Annotated in this window: 14 protein-coding genes; 8 read left to right on the forward strand and 6 right to left on the reverse strand. The window is 63.1% G+C overall.

Annotated features, from left to right (window positions below; translation table 11 throughout):
* Nucleotides 1-130 precede the first annotated feature (130 nt).
* The 3 genes from IPM89_06265 to IPM89_06275 all read left to right on the forward strand — a co-directional run bounded on the left by IPM89_06265 (nt 131) and on the right by IPM89_06275 (nt 4524).
* Nucleotides 131-601, forward strand: a complete 471-nt coding sequence (locus tag IPM89_06265) for a peroxiredoxin (GenBank protein ID QQS55403.1) — start codon at nt 131-133, stop codon at nt 599-601.
* Between the two features lie 350 nt (nt 602-951).
* The gene (locus tag IPM89_06270) at nt 952-1779 is read left to right on the forward strand and encodes a serine/threonine-protein phosphatase (GenBank protein QQS55404.1); all 828 of its coding nucleotides are present in this window, start codon (nt 952-954) and stop codon (nt 1777-1779) included.
* 60 nt (nt 1780-1839) lie between these two features.
* Entirely contained in the window at nt 1840-4524 is a 2685-nt protein-coding gene (locus IPM89_06275) for an SUMF1/EgtB/PvdO family nonheme iron enzyme (GenBank protein QQS55405.1), read from the forward strand.
* A 21-nt stretch (nt 4525-4545) separates the two neighbouring features.
* On the opposite strand, the gene IPM89_06280 is transcribed toward IPM89_06275, so the two are convergent.
* Nucleotides 4546-5001 carry a MaoC family dehydratase gene (locus IPM89_06280; protein QQS55406.1) on the reverse strand — a complete coding sequence of 152 codons (456 nt, stop codon included), beginning with the start codon at nt 4999-5001 and terminating at the stop codon, nt 4546-4548.
* Nucleotides 5002-5417: 416 nt separating this feature from the next.
* Between IPM89_06280 and IPM89_06285 the strand changes: the two genes are divergently transcribed.
* The 4 genes from IPM89_06285 (at nt 5418) to IPM89_06300 (ending at nt 10749) form a co-directional block, all read left to right on the forward strand.
* Nucleotides 5418-6167 (forward strand): electron transfer flavoprotein subunit beta/FixA family protein, encoded by a 750-nt coding sequence (locus IPM89_06285; GenBank protein QQS55815.1) that lies wholly within the window; start codon nt 5418-5420, stop codon nt 6165-6167.
* A 19-nt stretch (nt 6168-6186) separates the two neighbouring features.
* On the forward strand, nt 6187-7137 hold the full coding sequence (locus tag IPM89_06290; GenBank protein QQS55407.1) for an FAD-binding protein: 951 nt from the start codon (nt 6187-6189) through the stop codon (nt 7135-7137).
* 105 nt (nt 7138-7242) lie between these two features.
* Nucleotides 7243-9033 (forward strand): acyl-CoA dehydrogenase C-terminal domain-containing protein, encoded by a 1791-nt coding sequence (locus tag IPM89_06295; protein QQS55408.1) that lies wholly within the window; start codon nt 7243-7245, stop codon nt 9031-9033.
* A gap of 261 nt (nt 9034-9294) precedes the next feature.
* Nucleotides 9295-10749, forward strand: coding sequence for a malonyl-CoA decarboxylase (locus IPM89_06300; GenBank protein QQS55409.1), 1455 nt, complete (start codon nt 9295-9297; stop codon nt 10747-10749).
* Here IPM89_06300 and IPM89_06305 read toward each other — a convergent pair.
* The 5 genes from IPM89_06305 to IPM89_06325 form a co-directional block, all read right to left on the reverse strand.
* Nucleotides 10689-11600: a protein phosphatase 2C domain-containing protein gene (locus IPM89_06305; protein ID QQS55410.1), complete on the reverse strand. Its 912-nt coding sequence runs from the start codon at nt 11598-11600 to the stop codon at nt 10689-10691. The genes IPM89_06300 and IPM89_06305 overlap by 61 nt on opposite strands.
* A gap of 7 nt (nt 11601-11607) precedes the next feature.
* The gene (locus tag IPM89_06310) at nt 11608-12309 is read right to left on the reverse strand and encodes a tellurium resistance protein (protein ID QQS55411.1); all 702 of its coding nucleotides are present in this window, start codon (nt 12307-12309) and stop codon (nt 11608-11610) included.
* A gap of 71 nt (nt 12310-12380) precedes the next feature.
* Entirely contained in the window at nt 12381-12974 is a 594-nt protein-coding gene (locus tag IPM89_06315; GenBank protein QQS55816.1) for a DUF1566 domain-containing protein, read from the reverse strand.
* A 265-nt stretch (nt 12975-13239) separates the two neighbouring features.
* A complete protein-coding gene (locus IPM89_06320) occupies nt 13240-14556 on the reverse strand; it encodes a serine/threonine protein kinase (GenBank protein QQS55412.1) in 1317 nt (438 codons plus the stop codon).
* A 106-nt stretch (nt 14557-14662) separates the two neighbouring features.
* Nucleotides 14663-15508 carry a formylglycine-generating enzyme family protein gene (locus IPM89_06325; GenBank protein QQS55817.1) on the reverse strand — a complete coding sequence of 282 codons (846 nt, stop codon included), beginning with the start codon at nt 15506-15508 and terminating at the stop codon, nt 14663-14665.
* Nucleotides 15509-16029: 521 nt separating this feature from the next.
* Here IPM89_06325 and ettA point away from each other — a divergent pair.
* A complete protein-coding gene (gene ettA / locus IPM89_06330; GenBank protein QQS55413.1) occupies nt 16030-17694 on the forward strand; it encodes an energy-dependent translational throttle protein EttA in 1665 nt (554 codons plus the stop codon).
* Nucleotides 17695-18064: the final 370 nt, after the last annotated feature.

The following is an 18064-nucleotide window of genomic DNA, read 5'->3' on the forward strand; positions in this document are numbered from 1 at the left end:
ATACTGGCGCGGACCGCGCCGCCCACGCGGTATCGAAAACCGCTTGTCCGCATGACCCCGGTCAAACCCATACCCCAAGATTGCGGTACGAACCGGTCTTTTGTTGCAAACCACCCGTGAGAATAGAACGATGAAATTGAAAATCGGCGACCCCGCCCCCCAATTCAGCGCCACCACCACCGACGGTAGCACGGTCAAGCTGTCCGATTACTTCGGCAAAAAGCTGGTGCTGTATTTTTATCCGATGGACGATACGCCGGGCTGCGCCAAACAAGCCTGCTCCCTGCGCGATCACTACCAGGAAATCCAGGATAAGGACGCCTCCATTTTGGGCGTTTCCACCCAGGATATCGCGGCCCACCAGCGCTTCACCGAGAAATACAACCTCCCCTTTCCGTTGGTGGCCGATACCGACGGCGCCGTCAGCCGGGCCTATGGAGCGATCGGTGGTGGTGGCGGCGGACTGGTGGGAACGGCGATGAACCTGTTCGGCGTCGCCAACCGTATCACTTTCCTCATCGACGAAAGCGATCACATCGCCCATATCATCGACCATCCCGATCCCGCCCATCACGCCGAGGAGATCCTCAAGTTGCTGTAAAGCCGCTGGTTAACGACCGTTCCCCGGCCATCTCCGACCCCGATGACGATGAGACTGGAATTTTGGATTGTTTGTCCCCCGCGGTCGGTAAGATAATTGCGTGACCCGTCGAAGCGGAGGACGCGGCTCGAACCCGGCACCCGCGCGGTGCCGGAAACCGCTCCGCAACCACCCGTCAGGACTGTCCAGAGTATTGCCGAGGAGATTTGCATGCCCGGGCGATATGCTCGCACCATCCATCGTTCCTCCAGCCCGGTTCCGGCTTGGGTAACCTCTTTCCGTCCGTCCCCCGCAGCCCCCGCTCCACCGGCTGCCGTCACCAGCCCCATCCGGCCGCCGGAGATACCGCTGTGAGTTCGACCCAACCCAGTCCGATCCCCCAGTGGGAATCCGGCACCGCCAGCCAGCAAGGCGGCCGCCACGAACAGCAGGACCGCTGGGGAGTGTTTCAACTGCCTGGCCAGCACACCCTGCTGGCCGTGCTGGCCGACGGCATGGGTGGCCACCTCGATGGCGCCCTGGGCGCCCAGATCGTCATCGACGTGGCCCGGGATTTCACCCAGAACCTGCCGATCCCGCTGCTCGACGACCCCACCGCCGCGCTCGATCATCTATGCCAGCAAATGCACGACGCCATCAACCGTCAGTCGGAAACGGCCCGCAGCACCGTGGTGATCGTCTGGCTCGACCGCGACGGCGCCCATTGGCTGAACATCGGCGATAGTCGGCTCTATCACTTCCGCCGCGGCCGACGCCTGATGCGCACCCGCGATCACTCCGCCGTGCAGCTCTTGATGGATATGGGCGAAATCGACGAGTCGCAGATGGCGACCCATCCGGCGCAGAACCGGATCTACCGTTGCCTGGGTGGCGAGGAGCACCCCAGGCCCGACAAAGGCCAATTTGCCGTCCAGCCCGGCGATTTGCTGGTGCTGTGCTCGGATGGCATCTGGGAACACATCGCCGAGGCCGAATTCTGGACCGCCGCCGCCGAGCATGGTCCGGTCGCCGCCGCCCGGCTGCTGGCCGAACAGGCGGCGCGGCGCGGCGGAGCCATGGCGGATAATGCCACCCTGGTGCTGCTGCGCGCGGGCACGGGCATCGCCACCGGCGACCACATGCCCTGGCTGCGACGGTTGTCGGCGGGCCTGGCATCCTTGTTCGATCGCGGCCACTAGCACTGGTTTACCGTCCGTGCCTTCCCGACCCGCCGCGCCCATCCACCAAACGGAAACTCGATGACCGAAGAAACGAACGCATTGCCCAGAGGTTTCAGCCTGCACCGCTACCAGATCGATGGCGTGCTGGGCGCTGGCGGCTTCGGCATCACTTATCGGGCAATGCACGAGGCCTTGGAAAACGAGGTCGCCATCAAGGAATACTTCCCGGCCGAGTGGGCGTACCGTGACCATAACGGCACGACCGTCCGCCCCAACGCCCAAGGCCAGATCCCGGCCAAAAGCGGCGAGCCGCCTTCCTACGATTGGGGTCTACAGCGTTTCCTGGACGAAGCCAAAATCCTGGTCCAGATCAACCACCCCTGCGTGGTGCGCGTGCGCGACTACTTTACGGCCAACGGCAGCGCCTACATCGTCATGGAGTTCGAGGAGGGGGAGTCGATGAGCGCCCTGCTGCAACGGGGCGGCATCCTGCCCGAGGGCGAACTGCGCCGCTTGCTGGCCGACGTGCTGCCCGCGTTGGAAGCCGTCCACGGCCAAGGCTATCTGCACCGCGATCTCAAACCCAGTAACCTCTACATGCGCAAGGCCGACGGCCACGTCATGCTCATCGACTTCGGCGCCGCGCGTCAAGCGCTGGGCCGACGCAGCCGCAGCGTCACCAGTGTGGTAACGCCGGGCTATTCGCCGATCGAGCAATATGTCACGGTCGGCGAAGATTACGGCCCGTGGACCGATATTTACGCGCTCGGCGCCGTGCTGTACCGCTGCATCACCGGTGCGCCACCGGTCGAAGCACCGGGCCGGGTGCTCAAGGACCCGGTGCAGCCAGCGATCGAGGCGGGAGCTGGACTGTACTCGCACAACCTGCTCCAAATGGTCGACCGGGCACTGGCCGTGCGCCCGGAGGATCGCTTCCAAAGCATCGTCGCCATGCAGGAAGCCTTGTGGGCCACGGAACGCTCCAACGAAAAGGCGGACTTTTCTCAAGTACCGCCGATCAAACCCGAACTACTCGAATTATCCCAACGCATCGACATACCGCGACTTGACCCGTTTGCCGACGATACGTCGTCCTCTTCCTCCACCGATCTGGAGCAATCCGAGGACGACATCTGGTCGGGCCGCACCCGGGTCTCGCGCCGACCTTCTCAGCCGCGGACAACCGACTCGCCCCCCCCCCAACGCATCGACCTGGCTGCTCTGGCGCTGAGCGACAACCTGAGTTGGACGCTTGCCGATCCCGCATCGAGCAGCCCATCATCGGTACCACCGAAAGCGACCAACATCGATTCGGCCTCGATGAGTTTGCTGGAAGATATCTGGGATCATCTGGAAGAGCCCGAATCGGAGCCGAAGTCGGAGCCGGCCAGCCCAACCCACGCCGCCGAGACCCAATCGCCACCCCTGGCCAACCAGACGTCACCCCTGCTCAAACGCGCGCCGGGTTCCGCGATAGAACACCTGCGAAAAGCCACGGCGACCAGGCGCGAGGGCATGACCAGCCCCCCCCGGACGCAATTGGAAACGTCTTCGCCGACCAGCTCTCCACCAGTGGTCGAGCCGGCCGCATCACGGCGGTCGAGGGTGGTCGAGTCCTCCACGCCCCAGCCCTCGGCTCAACCCGTGCCCGATGGTTTAAAGTCGGTTAATTGGACGCATATCCTGTTGGCCGCCTGTGCTGTTTTAGGGCTCTCGGGCGCCGGCCTGTTCGCTTACCAGTACTACCAGGGCGTTCAGGAACAGAACCGGCAAGAGGCAGTGGCGCTGCAACGACGGGAACAGGAAGAAGCCGACCGTCACGCCCAGGAAACCGCCCAGCAACGCGAGGCCGAAATCGCGCGCTACATCGAACAGGCCCGTCAGGCGATTGCCAGCCGAAGCTGGTCCTTGGCCGACAGTTTTCTGGATCAGGCGGCGGCCACCGCTCCGAACCATCCCGCGGTGGCCGCCGCCCGCTCCGAACTACTCGCCGCCCGGCAACCGGGCGCCAAGATCAAAACCCGGACCGACAACACCACGGGCATGGAACTACATTGGGTCGAGGGCGGTTGCTTCAGCATGGGCAGCCCCACCAACGAGCGGGACCGGGGTGGTGACGAATCATCCCACCCAGTCTGCGTGAAAGGATTCTGGATCGGTAACACCGAGGTCACCAATAGCCAGTACCGGCGCTTCAAACCCAGCCATGACAGCGGCTCCTTCCAAGGCCATCCGTTGAACGGAAACCAGCAGCCCGTCGTTCAAGTCGACTGGGGCGACGCCGCGGCCTTCACCGAATGGCTGTCCTGGGAAGCGGGCACCGGTCAGCGTTTCCGGCTACCCACCGAGGCCGAATGGGAGTATGCCGCCCGCGCCGGCACCACGACCCGTTACCACTGGGGTAACGACATCGACCCTCGCCATGCCAACTTTTCCGACCGCAACGATCCGACCGGCGCGTCCATCGGCACCCTGGACGACGGTCAGGCGGTCACCGCGCCGGTCGGAACCTACCAGCCGAACCTGCTGGGTCTGCGCGACATGGCCGGCAATGTCTGGGAATGGACCTGCTCCAATTACGATCCGACCTATACCGGCCAGGAGCAGCACTGTTCCGACCAACGATCCACCGAAGGCTTACGGGTCGTTCGGGGCGGCTCCTGGAACAACGGCGCGGGGGATGTGCGCTCGGCCAAGCGCATGCCCCGGAAACCCAGCTATCACGATGCGACAACCGGCTTCCGGATCATCATGGAAGAGTAAGGCGATCGTCCACTCGCTGCCTTAGGAATTGCGGCGGTTCACCACGAAGGTGGCGCTCCCTTCCACCACCACCTTGTCCTCCACGGTGCAGATCGTGCTCATGATAACCCGCCGGCGCTCCGCAACGATTTCCTGGATCGTGCAAACCGCGGTGACGGTATCGCCGATTCGTACCGGCGCCGTGAAGCGTAACTGCTGGTCCACGTACACCGCGCCCGGTCCGGGCAGACGGGTGCCGGCCACGCAGGAAATCAGGCCGGCGCAGAACATGCCGTGAGCGATGCGGCCCTTGAACCGCGTCTGAGTGGCGAACACATCGTTGCAATGGATTGGATTGTTATCGCCAGTCAAGCCGGCGAACATCACCACATCGGTTTCGGTGACGGTCTTGGCGTGAGACGCGCTCATGCCGATCCGGAGATCCTCCAGATAGTAGCCGTGCAGAGTGTCGTTATAACCTTCGTGAGTGGGGTACATGGATTTCTCCGATAGAGCTAAGGATTCCGGCGGACAACATCGCCACCACGGACGGCGCATAGCCTACACGACCGAGCGGAATAGTGGGAAATTCCCGACTGGATTCCAGACCTTCGAATCGACCGGCCTCACCACGAGCCGACGCTCCCCGCGCTCCCGACGCCACTCTCATCCGTGGCCAATAAATCCATTGCATCGCCGGGAGTGAATAAATACCATAACTTAACAAACGTTAACCCGGACGGATTTATGGTTTCGAAGCGCCACCGGCGCGGCCCCATCATCGATCCGGTCACTCGGTAAGTACCATCCAACCCGAAAGCCGCGTGTTCTCGAAGGGTCGGGTTTGCGCCACGCTCCCGGCCGGGCGTCCACGCCGCCACTTAAAATTGAGCAATCCCACGCAAAGGTGAATGATGAAGATTTTAGTCGCCGTAAAACGGGTCGTTGACTACAACGTCAAGGTACGGGCAAAAGCGGACGGTACCGGCGTCGAAACCGCCAACGTCAAGATGTCCATGAACCCGTTCGATGAAATCGCCGTGGAAGAAGCGATCCGCCTGCAAGAAGCGGGCAAGGCCCAGGAAATCGTGGCAATCTCGCTGGGCGTCGCCGCCTGTCAGGACACCATCCGCACCGCGCTGGCCATGGGCGCCGACCGCGGCATCCTGGTGGAAACCGACGCCGAACTGCAACCGCTGGCGGTGGCCAAGCTGCTCAAGGCGGTGGTCGAGAAGGAAAACCCGGACTTGGTCATTCTCGGCAAACAGGCCATCGACGACGACGCCAATCAGACCGGCCAGATGCTGGCGGCGCTGCTCGGCTGGCCGCAGGGGACCTTCGCTTCCAAAGTCGAACTCGACGACGGGACGGTCAACGTCACCCGTGAGATCGACGGTGGCCTGGAAACCGTGGCGCTGAAGCTGCCCGCCCTGATCACCACCGACCTGCGCCTGAACGAGCCGCGCTTCGTCAAACTACCCAATATCATGAAAGCCAAGAAAAAGCCGCTGGAGGTGCTCAAGCCGGCCGATTTGGGCGTGGATGTCGCACCGCGACTGGTCACCCTGAAGGTGCAGGAACCGCCCAAGCGCCAGGCCGGCATCAAGGTCGGCAGCGTCGCCGAACTGGTGGACAAACTGCACAACGAAGCCCACGTCATCTAAGCCCGCGGAAATCGAAACCATGAGCATCCTGGTCATTGCCGAACACGACAACGCCACCCTCAAGGCGGCGACTCTGAACACCATCACCGCCGCCGCGCAACTGGGCGACGATGTCACCGTGCTGGTGGCCGGCCACGGCTGCGGCGCGGTCGCCGAGGCCGCCGCCCAAGTCGCGGGCGTCAAGAAAGTGCGGGTCGCCGATGCCCCGCACTACGCCCACCAGCTCGCCGAAAACGTGGCGGCGCTGGTGGTCGGGCTGGCGGGTGGCTACACCCACATCCTGGCCCCGGCCACCGCCGCCGGCAAAAATACGCTGCCGCGAGTCGCCGCGCTGCTGGACGTGGCGCAAATCACCGATGTCATCAAGATCGACAGCGCCGATACTTTCGTCCGCCCGATCTACGCCGGCAACGTGCTGGCCACCGTCCAGTCCAAGGATGCGGTCAAGGTGATGACCGTGCGTGGCACCGCCTTCCCGGCCGCGGCGGCCAGCGGCGGCTCCGCCAGCGTCGAAGCGGTCGAGCCAGCCGCCGACGCCGGTATTTCCAGCTTCGTCGGCCAGCAACTAACGAAGTCCGACCGACCCGAGCTGACCGCCGCCCGTATCATCGTTTCCGGCGGGCGCGGCATGGGCAACGGCGACAACTTTAAACTGTTGGAAGACGTCGCCGACAAGCTGGGCGCGGCGGTGGGCGCCTCTCGCGCGGCGGTGGACGCCGGTTTCGTGCCCAACGATTACCAGGTCGGCCAAACCGGCAAGGTGGTCGCGCCCGAACTGTATGTCGCCGTCGGCATTTCCGGCGCCATCCAGCACTTGGCCGGCATGAAGGACAGCAAGGTCATCGTCGCCATCAACAAGGATGAGGAGGCGCCGATTTTCCAGGTCGCCGATTACGGGCTGGTCGCCGACCTGTTCGCCGCGGTACCCGAACTGTCCAAGGAGCTGGACACGCTGAAAGCCGCCGGCTAAGCCGCCGGTCGTCCCCGCTTCCCCGTCCCGACCGTCTCCCCCAATGTGGGGCGAGGGCGGGGCGGGGTTTTTCATCGCCGTTCCCCGAACGTTCAAGGAGGCGTCATGACCGCCTATTTCGCCCCGATCCGCGACATGCAGTTTGTCATCAACGAACTGGCCGGTCTCTCCGAGGTCGCCGCTCTCCCCGCCTTCGCCGAGCAGGAAGTCGGCCCGGAGCTGGTGGAGGCCGTGCTGGAGGAAGCCGCCAAGCTGGCCGCCGAGGTGCTGGCGCCGCTCAATAAGTCGGGTGACATTCAGGGCGCCCGGATCGGTCCCGAGGGAGTCCTTCCCGCCACCGGCTTCAGCGAGGCGTACCGAAGCTTCATCGAAGGTGGCTGGAACGGCATCGGCTGCCCGGTCGAACACGGCGGCCAGGGCTTGCCGGAACTGTTCAACACCGCCACCCAGGAGATGTGGAATTCGGCCAACATGTCCTTCGCGCTGTGCCCGATGCTCAACGCCGGCGCGATCGCGGCGATCGAGCAGGCCGGGTCCGCCGAACAGCAGGCGCTGTATCTGCCGAATATGGTCAGCGGCGAATGGACCGGCACCATGAACCTGACCGAGCCGCAGGCCGGCTCCGACCTGTCGGCGGTGCGGACCCGCGCCGTTCCCCACGGCGACCATTACCGGATCTTCGGCCAGAAGATCTTCATCACCTGGGGCGAGCATGACATGACCGGGAACACCCTCCATCTGGTGCTCGCCCGTACCCCGGACGCGCCGGAGGGAGTCAAGGGCATCTCGCTGTTCCTCGTGCCCAAGTTCCTGGTCAACCCGGACGGCTCGCTGGGCGCGCGCAACGACGTCCACGCCGTATCCATCGAACACAAGCTGGGCATCCACGCCAGCCCGACCTGCGTGATGGCCTTCGGCGACCAGGATGGGGCGGTCGGCTATCTCGTCGGCGTGGAAAACAAGGGCTTGGCCTATATGTTCATCATGATGAACGAGGCCCGCTTCAAGGTCGGACTGCAAGGGCTGGCCATCGCCGAGCGTGCTTATCAAGCGGCCCGCGAATACGCCAAGGACCGGGTGCAGGGCCGAGCGGCCGGCGCCAAGAGCGGCGAGCGGGTCGCCATCATCCACCACCCCGACGTGCGGCGGATGCTGATGACCATGAAGGCGCAGAACGAGGCGATGCGCGCCCTGGCCTACGTGGTTGCCATGCACCTGGATCTGGCCCGCCACCACCCCGACCCCGCGACCCGCCAAACTCATCAGGCCCGGGTGGAGCTGCTGATTCCGGTGGTCAAGGGCTGGTGCACCGAGACCGGTATCGAAATCGCCTCGCTGGGGCTACAGGTCCACGGCGGCATGGGTTATATCGAAGAGGCTGGCGCCTGCCAACACCTGCGCGATGCTCGCATTACCACTATTTACGAGGGTACCACCGGTATCCAGGCCGCCGATCTGGCCGGCCGCAAGCTGAACATGGACCAGGGCGCCGCGATGCGAGCCCTGATCGCCGAGATCGAAATGACCGCCGAAACGCTGGACCCGATTCCCGGCGACGACATGGCGGTGATCCGCAACGGGCTGCGCGACGGCGCGAGGGCGCTGGCCGACGCCACCGGGCACATGCTGGCCAGCGGCGACCCCAACAATGCGATGGCGGTATCGGTGGATTACCTGATGCTGGTCGGCACCGTCTGCGGCGGCTGGCAGATGGCCCGTGCCGCGCGAGTGGCCCAAAACAAGCTGATGACCGGCGAGGATTCGCTGTTCCACGAAGCCAAGCTGGTCACCGCCCGCTTCTACGTCGAACACCTACTGCCCAAGGCGGGCGCGCTGCTGCGCTCGATTCAGAACGGCGGCATTTCCATCATGGCGCTGACCGAAGAACAGTTCTGAGCGCCGTTTTCCGGTTCGACGTCCGGCGATCCCGCCAGATCTGTTTGGAATGGCGGGATTGTTGTTCGCCCGACCGAGCCACCCGGCAGGCCCAGGGACTCCACCGCTTCATCAAGCCTTACAAACCCCTGCTTTGATTAAGGTTAGCACCTATACTTTGATAAGCCGATGTCCACGCGGTCTCCACGACACCAGCGACGCGCGGCCATTCGTCATACCCATCCCATACGGCAACCCCTTGCAAAACCAGGTAATTCCGTCATGTCCGAACTGACCACTCGCGAGCCTGAAGTTACCCGCGCCAGCCTGTTGAACCGCACCATGGACAACCTCCGCGAGGCGTGGCGGGAAATGGCCGACTGGCGGGAGGGGTTGTTCGCGGCACCCAGCCCCAACCTGCCCGAAAAGGACATGGAGGCGTTGAAGGCGCAAATGCGCGATTGCCTGGAGGCGCGCGGCGGCGAAGTGTCCGCCCGCGCCCGAGCCGCCAATCTGGGGCGAATTTATCTCTCGCTCAACGCCAAGGGTCGCAAGCGCTTCCTGCAAATTCTCGCCCGGGAATTCGATATCGACCACCAGGCGGTGAACCAGGCGGTGGCGGCGCTGCAAAAGGCGGGGGACAACCACGACGAGCGCGCCAAGGCCGAACGGGCGATGCGCCAGGCCCTGCAACCGCCGCGGCTGCGACTGTTGACTCAGCTCAACGCCCTGCCCGATGGCTTTCACTTTCTGGTGGACCTGCGCGCGGAACTGTTGATGTGGCGCAAGGATGACCCAACGCTGGCGGCATTGGAACGGGATTTGTTGTCGCTGCTGGTCTCCTGGTTTGACGTCGGTTTTCTGGAACTGCGGCGCATCAGTTGGGAATCGCCGGCGGCGCTGTTGGAAAAAGTGATCGCTTACGAGGCCGTGCATCCGATCAAGAGCTGGGACGACCTGAAGAACCGGCTCAGCGCCGACCGCCGCTGTTTCGCCTTTTTCCACCCGCGCATGCCCAACGAACCGCTGATCATCGTTCAGGTGGCGCTGGTCCACGGCATCGCCGACAACGTTCATACGCTGCTGGACGAAGCCGCGCCGGTGATCGATCCGACCGAGGCCGATACCGCGATTTTTTACTCGATTTCCAACGCCCACGAAGGGCTGGGCGGCATCAGTTTCGGCAACTTTCTGATCAAGCGGGTGGTGGACGAACTGGCTGGCGAGTTCAAGAATCTGAAGACCTTCGCCACCCTGTCGCCGATCCCCGACTTCCGCCACTGGCTGGACGGCAAGCTGAACGAACCCGACAAGGACGCGGAAGGGGAACTGCTGACCGCGTCCGAACGAAAAACGCTGGCCACCGCCGCCGGCACCGGCAAGGAACCCGCCTCACTGTCGAGCCTGCTGCAAATGCCGGACTGGCCCCAGAATCCGGAACTGGCCAAGGCGCTAAAAAAGCCGCTGCTGCGGCTGTGCACCTGCTTTCTGGCCAAGGAAAAACGCGCGGGCGGTTCGGCGTTCGACCGCGTCGCTCATTTTCATCTGTCGAACGGCGCGCGCATCGAGCGGCTGAACTGGCTGGCCAACACCTCGCCTCAGGGTATCGCCCAGTCGGCCGGGCTGATGGTGAACTACCTCTACAAACTCAGCGACATCGCAGCCAATCACGAAGCTTATCGCGGCGAGGGCAAGGTGACGAGTTCGTCGGCGATTCGCTCGTTGCTGAAAGGTTGATCGTCCGGTTTCGAGTGGGTCGCCGTCGTCGCTGATCGCCAGAGAATCCCAGTGGTGATGTCATCGCCGCTGCCCTGTTGCGAAGCCTCGTTCAACCATTCCCGCAGGTGCGGTCTCACCGCCTCTTCGCCTTCGTCGCGCAGCATCGTCCAATAGTCCCGCGCCACTTGCCGGAAATCGGCCTCGTTACGGTAGGCGTTGGCGTAGCCGTCGGTGGCGGTGAGGATCAGCGCCGGCGGCGTGCCGGCCAGAGTCTGAAAACGCACCTGTACATCATTCCAGGCCTTGTAGGAACACAGCGAGGTGGTTTCGTTGGCGATCAGCCGTTCGTCCCTGGGCAGGGGCCGTTCGACCTTGCCCTCGGCGGAGACGGTCAGAATGTCGCCGTCGCCAAGTTGCAGATAGAGAATGAAGCCGGGCGCGACGATCACGGCCAGCAGGGTGGAACCATAGGCGAGATAAGGATTGGCTTCGACCTGCCGCCGCGCCGCCGCATCCAGCGGTTCCAGTTCCCGCAGGGTGAACGGCTGAAGCTGGAGCGACCGATCGACCTGCGCCCGCCAGTGCCGCACCAGTTCCAAGGGCAGCTTTTCCTCCGCCCCGTGCTTGATTTGGGACAGGTTACCGAGCTGGCACAGACGGCCACAGACCTTGAGTGCTACCGCCACCGCCGAGCGCGCACCGTGTTGGCTGCGAAAGCTCTTGGCGCTGCCGTGGCCGTCGGCCAGCGCCACGATCAGCGGCAACCCGTTCACCGCGCGGGCGATGCGCACCGCGTCTTGGTTGGGTAAGCCGGTACGTTGATGGGCCGCGCCGCGCACGCTGGCCCTGAGCGTCCGCCAGTCGGTCATGGCCGCCCTACCACACATCGTCCGCCGAATTCGGGCCGGCGGCGCTGGGCGGGGTGGGGATCGGCACGTTGAGACCCGGGGTCATGCCCGCCGCCTGGCTGGCCGGTGAGGAGGCGGATTTCAGCACGGCGGTCGAAACCCATTTGATGGAGCGCACCAACGCTTCGGGGCTGTTGGCTTGCAACGGTTTCAACTCCGGGTGACCGATGAATTTCTGCAAGACTTCGGTATCGGCGTCCTCGCCGATGGCGATGGCGATGCGCACGGCTTTCTTGCCCCAGGGTTCGTTCATCAGGGTTTGCAGTCCCTTGTGGAAATCGTCGGTTGGGCAGCCGTCGGAGATCAACACCAGTACCGGCGGCAGGGCGCGGTCGCTCATCGGCGGGATACGCAGTTGTTCCGCGACCATCGCCAGCGCCCGGCCCAAGTCGGTGACGCCTTCGGTCTGCAAGTCGGCCCATTTGAAATCGACGACCGGGGTCGGCTGAGAGACGTGCCATTGCGCGCCGCTGGAGAACTTGAGGGCTCGGACCAGAACCTCGGCGTTAGGGTTCTCGTCGGCGACGGTGCGCATGTGCGGTAGGGCTTCGCGGATGGCGGTGTTGAGCGCCTGAATCTTGCCGTCGATGGACATGGAGCCGGAACAGTCGGCGATCCAGATGAAGTGCAGCGGGCGGGTGGCTAATTCACCGCCGGGGCGTTTGGCCATGTAGAAACTCCTGGAAATGAAATTCAGAGGTTGAATTTGCCGTTGGATTCAAGGAAAGCAAAAAGCCAAAATCACTGCCCGCCATGCACGAGCCGCACACGGCCGTTGCTCGCCCTATAGTCGGCGTACACGACGCCACTGCTGAAATCGACGACCAATGCGTAGTGGGGATCGCCGGCATCGGACGAGGAGGACCAATACCACCACCCCAGCGTATTTGGGAAGGCTGCTCGATCAATGGTTGGGCTACTCTTACCGGCGACTAGCGTTTGCAATTCTTTCTTCGTGGGTAATCGCCAATCAAGGCAACCGGCATAACCTCCCTGGCAATTCAATGCTTCAGCAGCGTCCAGCGCCTCCCGCCATGGGTACTGTTTTGCTTCACCCATGCAGGTTCCATCTTTCCATTTCTGTCCCAATGAAAACCGCATCCATTGCAGTCCCGTTTTCACATCGGTCACCGTGCCATCACCGTTATCCCGATAACGACCCGCCATCAAAGTTTCAGTCGGGCGAGTTTGCGGCGCAGGCGCAACCTTGGGAACAGTCGGCGGCGGTGAAGGTGGCGACACCAGGGCCGGTTTCACTACAGGCGACGGCTGATCGATCACGCCCAACGCCAGCGCCCACGATTCCACCGCCCAATGCGCCGCCTCGGCGGTCATGGCCAATTCATCTTCCAACCGTTTGCCCAACCGCGCCAGAATCATTGCCTGCGGTACTCCAGGAGACACCTTGGGCAAATCCTCCACCACCCGGTTTTTCAGGGCGCTGATCAGGACAAAAATCTCCCGTTTGTACTGCCCACAATAATCCTTCAGCAGTGCTTCACAGCGGCGCGGGTCTTCGCACAGCGAGCGGCCGTACTGGACGATCAGTTCACGGAGCTTTTGGCGGGGTGCATTGTGCATGCTGAAAGTCTCCTCCTCGTCAAACCCGTATCTCGCCTTCCACCGGGCCAAAATTGATCTTCACGCCCGCCGCCAGCGAAGCGCTGCGCCCCGGTTCCACATCACGAATCGTTCCGTCCGGGGTGGTGATGACCCATTTCACCGGAGACTGGTTTTTCAGGCCCCATAAGCTCGGGTTCTGTGGATGCTGCTGCACAACCGCCAGCGGTTGGCTGAAGTCGTAAAGTCGCTGAGGATCGAGATGGTGTGGGTACAGTTGGGTGTCGTGGTTGAGCATGATCACGCCGCGCTCGATGCGGATGCGGTACGGCAGCGTCAGCACGCACTTGCAGGACCAGCACGGTCCCGGTTGCCCGCCGGACGCACGCAAGGCGTCGCTGTCGTAGAAATTTTCCACGCCGCACTGGCCGCAGTAGAGAATGGCGTCGCGTAACTGGACCATCGTTGCCCGCCATTCGCTCTCCCGCACCCGTTCGTGGGGGTCGCGCAGACCGGCGGTGAAGGCGCGGGTGAAGCGGTCGCGCAGGAATTGCGGGTAGAGTGGCCAGTATTCGAGGGCGTTGTCATGCAGGCCGCGCACGGGCTGGTTGGCATCGTCGGTGGGATCGAAAATAAACAGCGGCTCGGTGCCGTACAGCTTGTTCATCGCCGGCAAATCGAAGCATTTGATCGCAGCTTCCTTTTTGCCCTCCAGCGGATGATGGACGTGGAACAGGTAGAACAGCAGTACGGATAGCGAGAACAGGTCGGTTTGGGTGCTGGGCGCGGTTTCGCCCCGCACCACTTCCGGGGCGATGAAACGCGGGGTGCCCAGAATGCCGCTGTCGCCCTGGCCGTCGATGGCGACGTTGTCGTTGTCGCAGACCTGGATGTCGCCGGTATCGGGGTCGAAAAAGACGTTGCCGAAGGAAATATCCCGATAGCACAGACCCTTGGCGTGTAGTTCCAGGAAGGCTTGGGCCAGTTGCAGGCCGGCGGTGGCGAGGGCACGGAAGCTGGGTTCGATGCGTCCTTTCATCAGGTCCACGATGCCCTGGTAGCGCGGTTCGCGCAGCGGCATCAGGTAGCCAAAACCGGGCGCGCTCGCCGAGCTGGCCAATTCCAGCGGCCAGAGAAACCGAGCGTTGGGCGGGCCTTTGCGGATCAGCGTTTCCAGATTTTGCCGTTGCGCGGGCGTGGCCTGTTCGGGGAAGTACCACTTGAGGGCCAGTGGCTTGCCGTCCAGCGTGGCGCGGTAGACTTCGCCCTGCCCGCCGCCGCCGAGGAAGGTTTCGACGGTGCAGGGATGGCCGGAGGCGGCCTGAACGGTGGAGCGGAGTTGGAGAAGTTGGTGCATGGTCTGATTCCTGATGCTTCAACCGTCTTTCAAAAAACCCCAAAAATGGCGCGAAAAAACGCGCGCTTCGCGCGCGGTAAAGGGTAAAAGATTAAAGATCAAAGGCTTATAAGGATCTGGCGAGGCGGAACCCCGTGAGGTAGGTGCGGAACGTCGGCATGCTCCCGTTGCGGAGGGCGGAACGCACCCACGCGGGTTCGCGGCTCCAGGAGCCGCCGCGCAACGACCGGAAGTCGTCCCCATCTTTGCCGGCGCACCGCATCTCCGCTCCACCGTAATCTCCGTCATAACGCGAGCCGGTCCATTCCCGCACGTTGCCATGCACCTGATACAGCCCCCAAGGGTTCGGCTGAAACTGGTCCACCGGAACCGTTTTTTCACGATAGATCCCTTTTCGTCCGTGTGAACCGTAGGTGTAATTCCCGTTATAGTTCGCTTGATCGGTAGTAATGCTGTTTCCCCACCAAAACGCCGTCTCCGTCCCCGCCCGCGCTGCGTATTCCCATTCGGCTTCGGTCGGCAACCGATACGCCTGGCCCGTTTGCGCCGATAGCCACTCGGTATAGTCCACCGCATCGTGCCAATTAACATCAATCACTGGACGGTTACCTCGGCCCCAGCCAAAGTCCTTAGGCAGCTCTCGTCCGGTCGCGACACAAAAGCGGTCGTACTCGTCGAAGGTGACGGCATATTGACCGATGGCAAAGGGCTGCTCGATCTTCACCCGATGCCGGCGTTCGTCGCTGTCCCGTCCCACTTCGCTCTCCGGCGAACCCATCCAGAACTCACCCGCCGAAATCACGATCATCGCGGGACCCTCAGTGCCATCGCGCAACCGGTCTTGGAACACCGTGAAGGGTTTCAGGGGTGAAGGCGAGGATGCAGACGGCGCAACGGACTGGCGGGGCGGTTCCGGCACGGGTCGAGGTCGCTCGACGCTGGCAACCGACATCCCCAACGCCAGCGCCCACGACTCCACCGCCCAGCGCGCCGCGTTTTCGGCCAAGCCCAATTCGTCTTCGAGCCGCTGGATCAGCCGCCCCAACACCAGCGCGGGCGGCACACTCGCAGAGGCGTTGATCAACTCCTCCGCCACCCGGCTCTTCAGGGCGTTGACCAGAACAAAGATTTCCCGCTTGTATTGTCCACAATAATCCTTCAGCAACGCCTCGCAGCGGCGCGGGTCGTCGCACAGCGAGCGACCGTATTGGACGATCAATTCGCGGAGCTTCTGGCGGGGCAGATCGTTCACGACACTTCCTCGATGATTGCTGGAATATCAATATCACTTGTCTCATGGATATAGCATACTCAATTTCGTCGAATCTAGCCCGCCCTCGTTCCGATCCAGCCAAGCCCCGTTCCCAGCCCGGAACGGGGCTTTTCGTCGCCCGCGCCGTCTTTCCCCTTTACGGCTTGGCGGGCAATGGTTAGATTGGCCGCCTCCCGCCAACCACCACCGAACCGGATCGCATGGCCCAATACATCTACACCATGAACCGCGTGGGCAAAGTCGTACCGCCCAAGCGCGAGATTCTCAAGGATATTTCCCTATCGTTCTTTCCCGGCGCCAAGATCGGCGTGCTCGGTCTGAACGGCTCCGGCAAATCCACCCTGCTACGCATCATGGCCGGCATCGACACCGACATTCTCGGCGAGGCCCGCCCGCAATCCGGCATCCATATCGGCTTCCTGCCGCAGGAGCCGCAACTCGACCCCAGCAAGGACGTGCGCGGCAACATCGAAGAAGCCGTCGAGCCGATCAAGGCCGCCCAGGCCCGGCTCGATGAAATCTATGCCGCCTACGCCGATCCGGACGCCGATTTCGACAAGCTGGCCGCCGAACAGGCCGAACTGGAAGCCCACCTGCACGCCACCGACGGCCATAACCTGGATCGCACCCTGGATGTCGCCGCCGAAGCGCTGCGCCTACCGCCCTGGGATGCGGAGGTGGCTCAACTGTCCGGTGGCGAAAAACGCCGGGTCGCGCTGTGCCGGCTACTACTGTCCAAGCCCGACATGCTGCTGCTGGACGAGCCGACCAACCATCTCGACGCCGAGTCGGTGGCCTGGCTGGAGCGTTTCCTGCGGGATTACTCCGGCACCGTGGTCGCCGTCACCCACGACCGCTACTTCCTCGACAACGTCGCCGGCTGGATTCTGGAGCTGGATCGCGGTCGCGGCATCCCCTGGGAGGGCAACTATTCCTCCTGGCTGGACCAGAAGGAAAAGCGGCTGGAAATCGAAGAGAAACAGGAGACCGCTCACACCAAGGCCATGAAGGCGGAACTGGAATGGGTGCGCGCCAACCCCAAGGGCCGCCACGCCAAGAGCAAGGCCCGTGTGGCCCGCTTCGAGGAACTGGAATCGCAGGAATTCCAGAAGCGTAACGAGACCCAGGATCTGTACATCCCACCGGGGCCGCGGCTGGGCGATCTGGTGGTGGAAGCGACGCAGTTACGGAAAGGCTTTGGCGACCGGCTGCTGATCGACGGGCTCAACTTCAAGCTGCCCAAGGGCGGCATCGTCGGCGTGATCGGCCCCAATGGCGCCGGCAAGACCACCCTGTTCCGTATGCTGGTCGGTCAGGAACAGCCGGACGACGGAAGCTTGCGCGTCGGCGACACCGTCAAGCTGGCCTATGTCGATCAGTCGCGCGACAGTCTCGCTCCAGATAAGACCGTCTGGCAGGAAATCTCCGACGGGCTGGATATCATTGCCATCGGCAGCTACCAGATCAACTCGCGCGCCTACGCCGGCCGCTTCAACTTCAAGGGGCAAGATCAGCAGAAGTTCGTCAAGGATCTATCCGGCGGCGAGCGCAATCGCATTCACCTCGCCAAACTGCTCAGGAGCGGCGGCAACGTGCTGCTGCTGGACGAGCCGACCAACGATCTGGACGTGGAAACGCTGCGGGCGCTGGAGGAAGCGTTACTGGCTTTCGCCGGTTGCGCGGTGATCATCTCCCATGATCGCTGGTTCCTGGACCGCATCGCCACCCACATCCTCGCCTTCGAGGGCGATTCGCAGGTGGTGTGGTTCGAGGGCAACTATGCCGACTACGAGGCCGACCGCAAGCGCCGGCTGGGCGTGGACGCCGACCAGCCGCACCGGATCAAGTACCGGAAGCTGGCTTGAGGCCAGCGCACCCAGCACGGCGAGCGAAACCTCAGCCTGTCCAAAAGCGCCTGTATGCCGGGCTTGGCGGTTAGTATACGGGCCTGGGCGGTGGAAAACTTCGCGCCATACCCGATCATGGGAGGAATGGACACGCCGTTGCCCGTGATCGCAATGAGGGTTCGACGGCGCAAAGCGCCAAGAACTCGAAGTTCGACTCAACTCGCGCCCGTTCGTCGGCGCAAAGCGCCGACGAACGCCAGAATTCAGCCGACCGGCGCGGCTCTATCGCGCCGGGTCGGCTGGAATAAACCAGTTAGGCATAGTTTCACCCGACTGATAGGCAAAAGGCAAGACTTGACCCCGTTCTACCGATACATCATAAGGGAAA

This window comes from Candidatus Competibacteraceae bacterium, from assembly GCA_016699715.1.
Lineage (GTDB): Bacteria > Pseudomonadota > Gammaproteobacteria > Competibacterales > Competibacteraceae > Competibacter.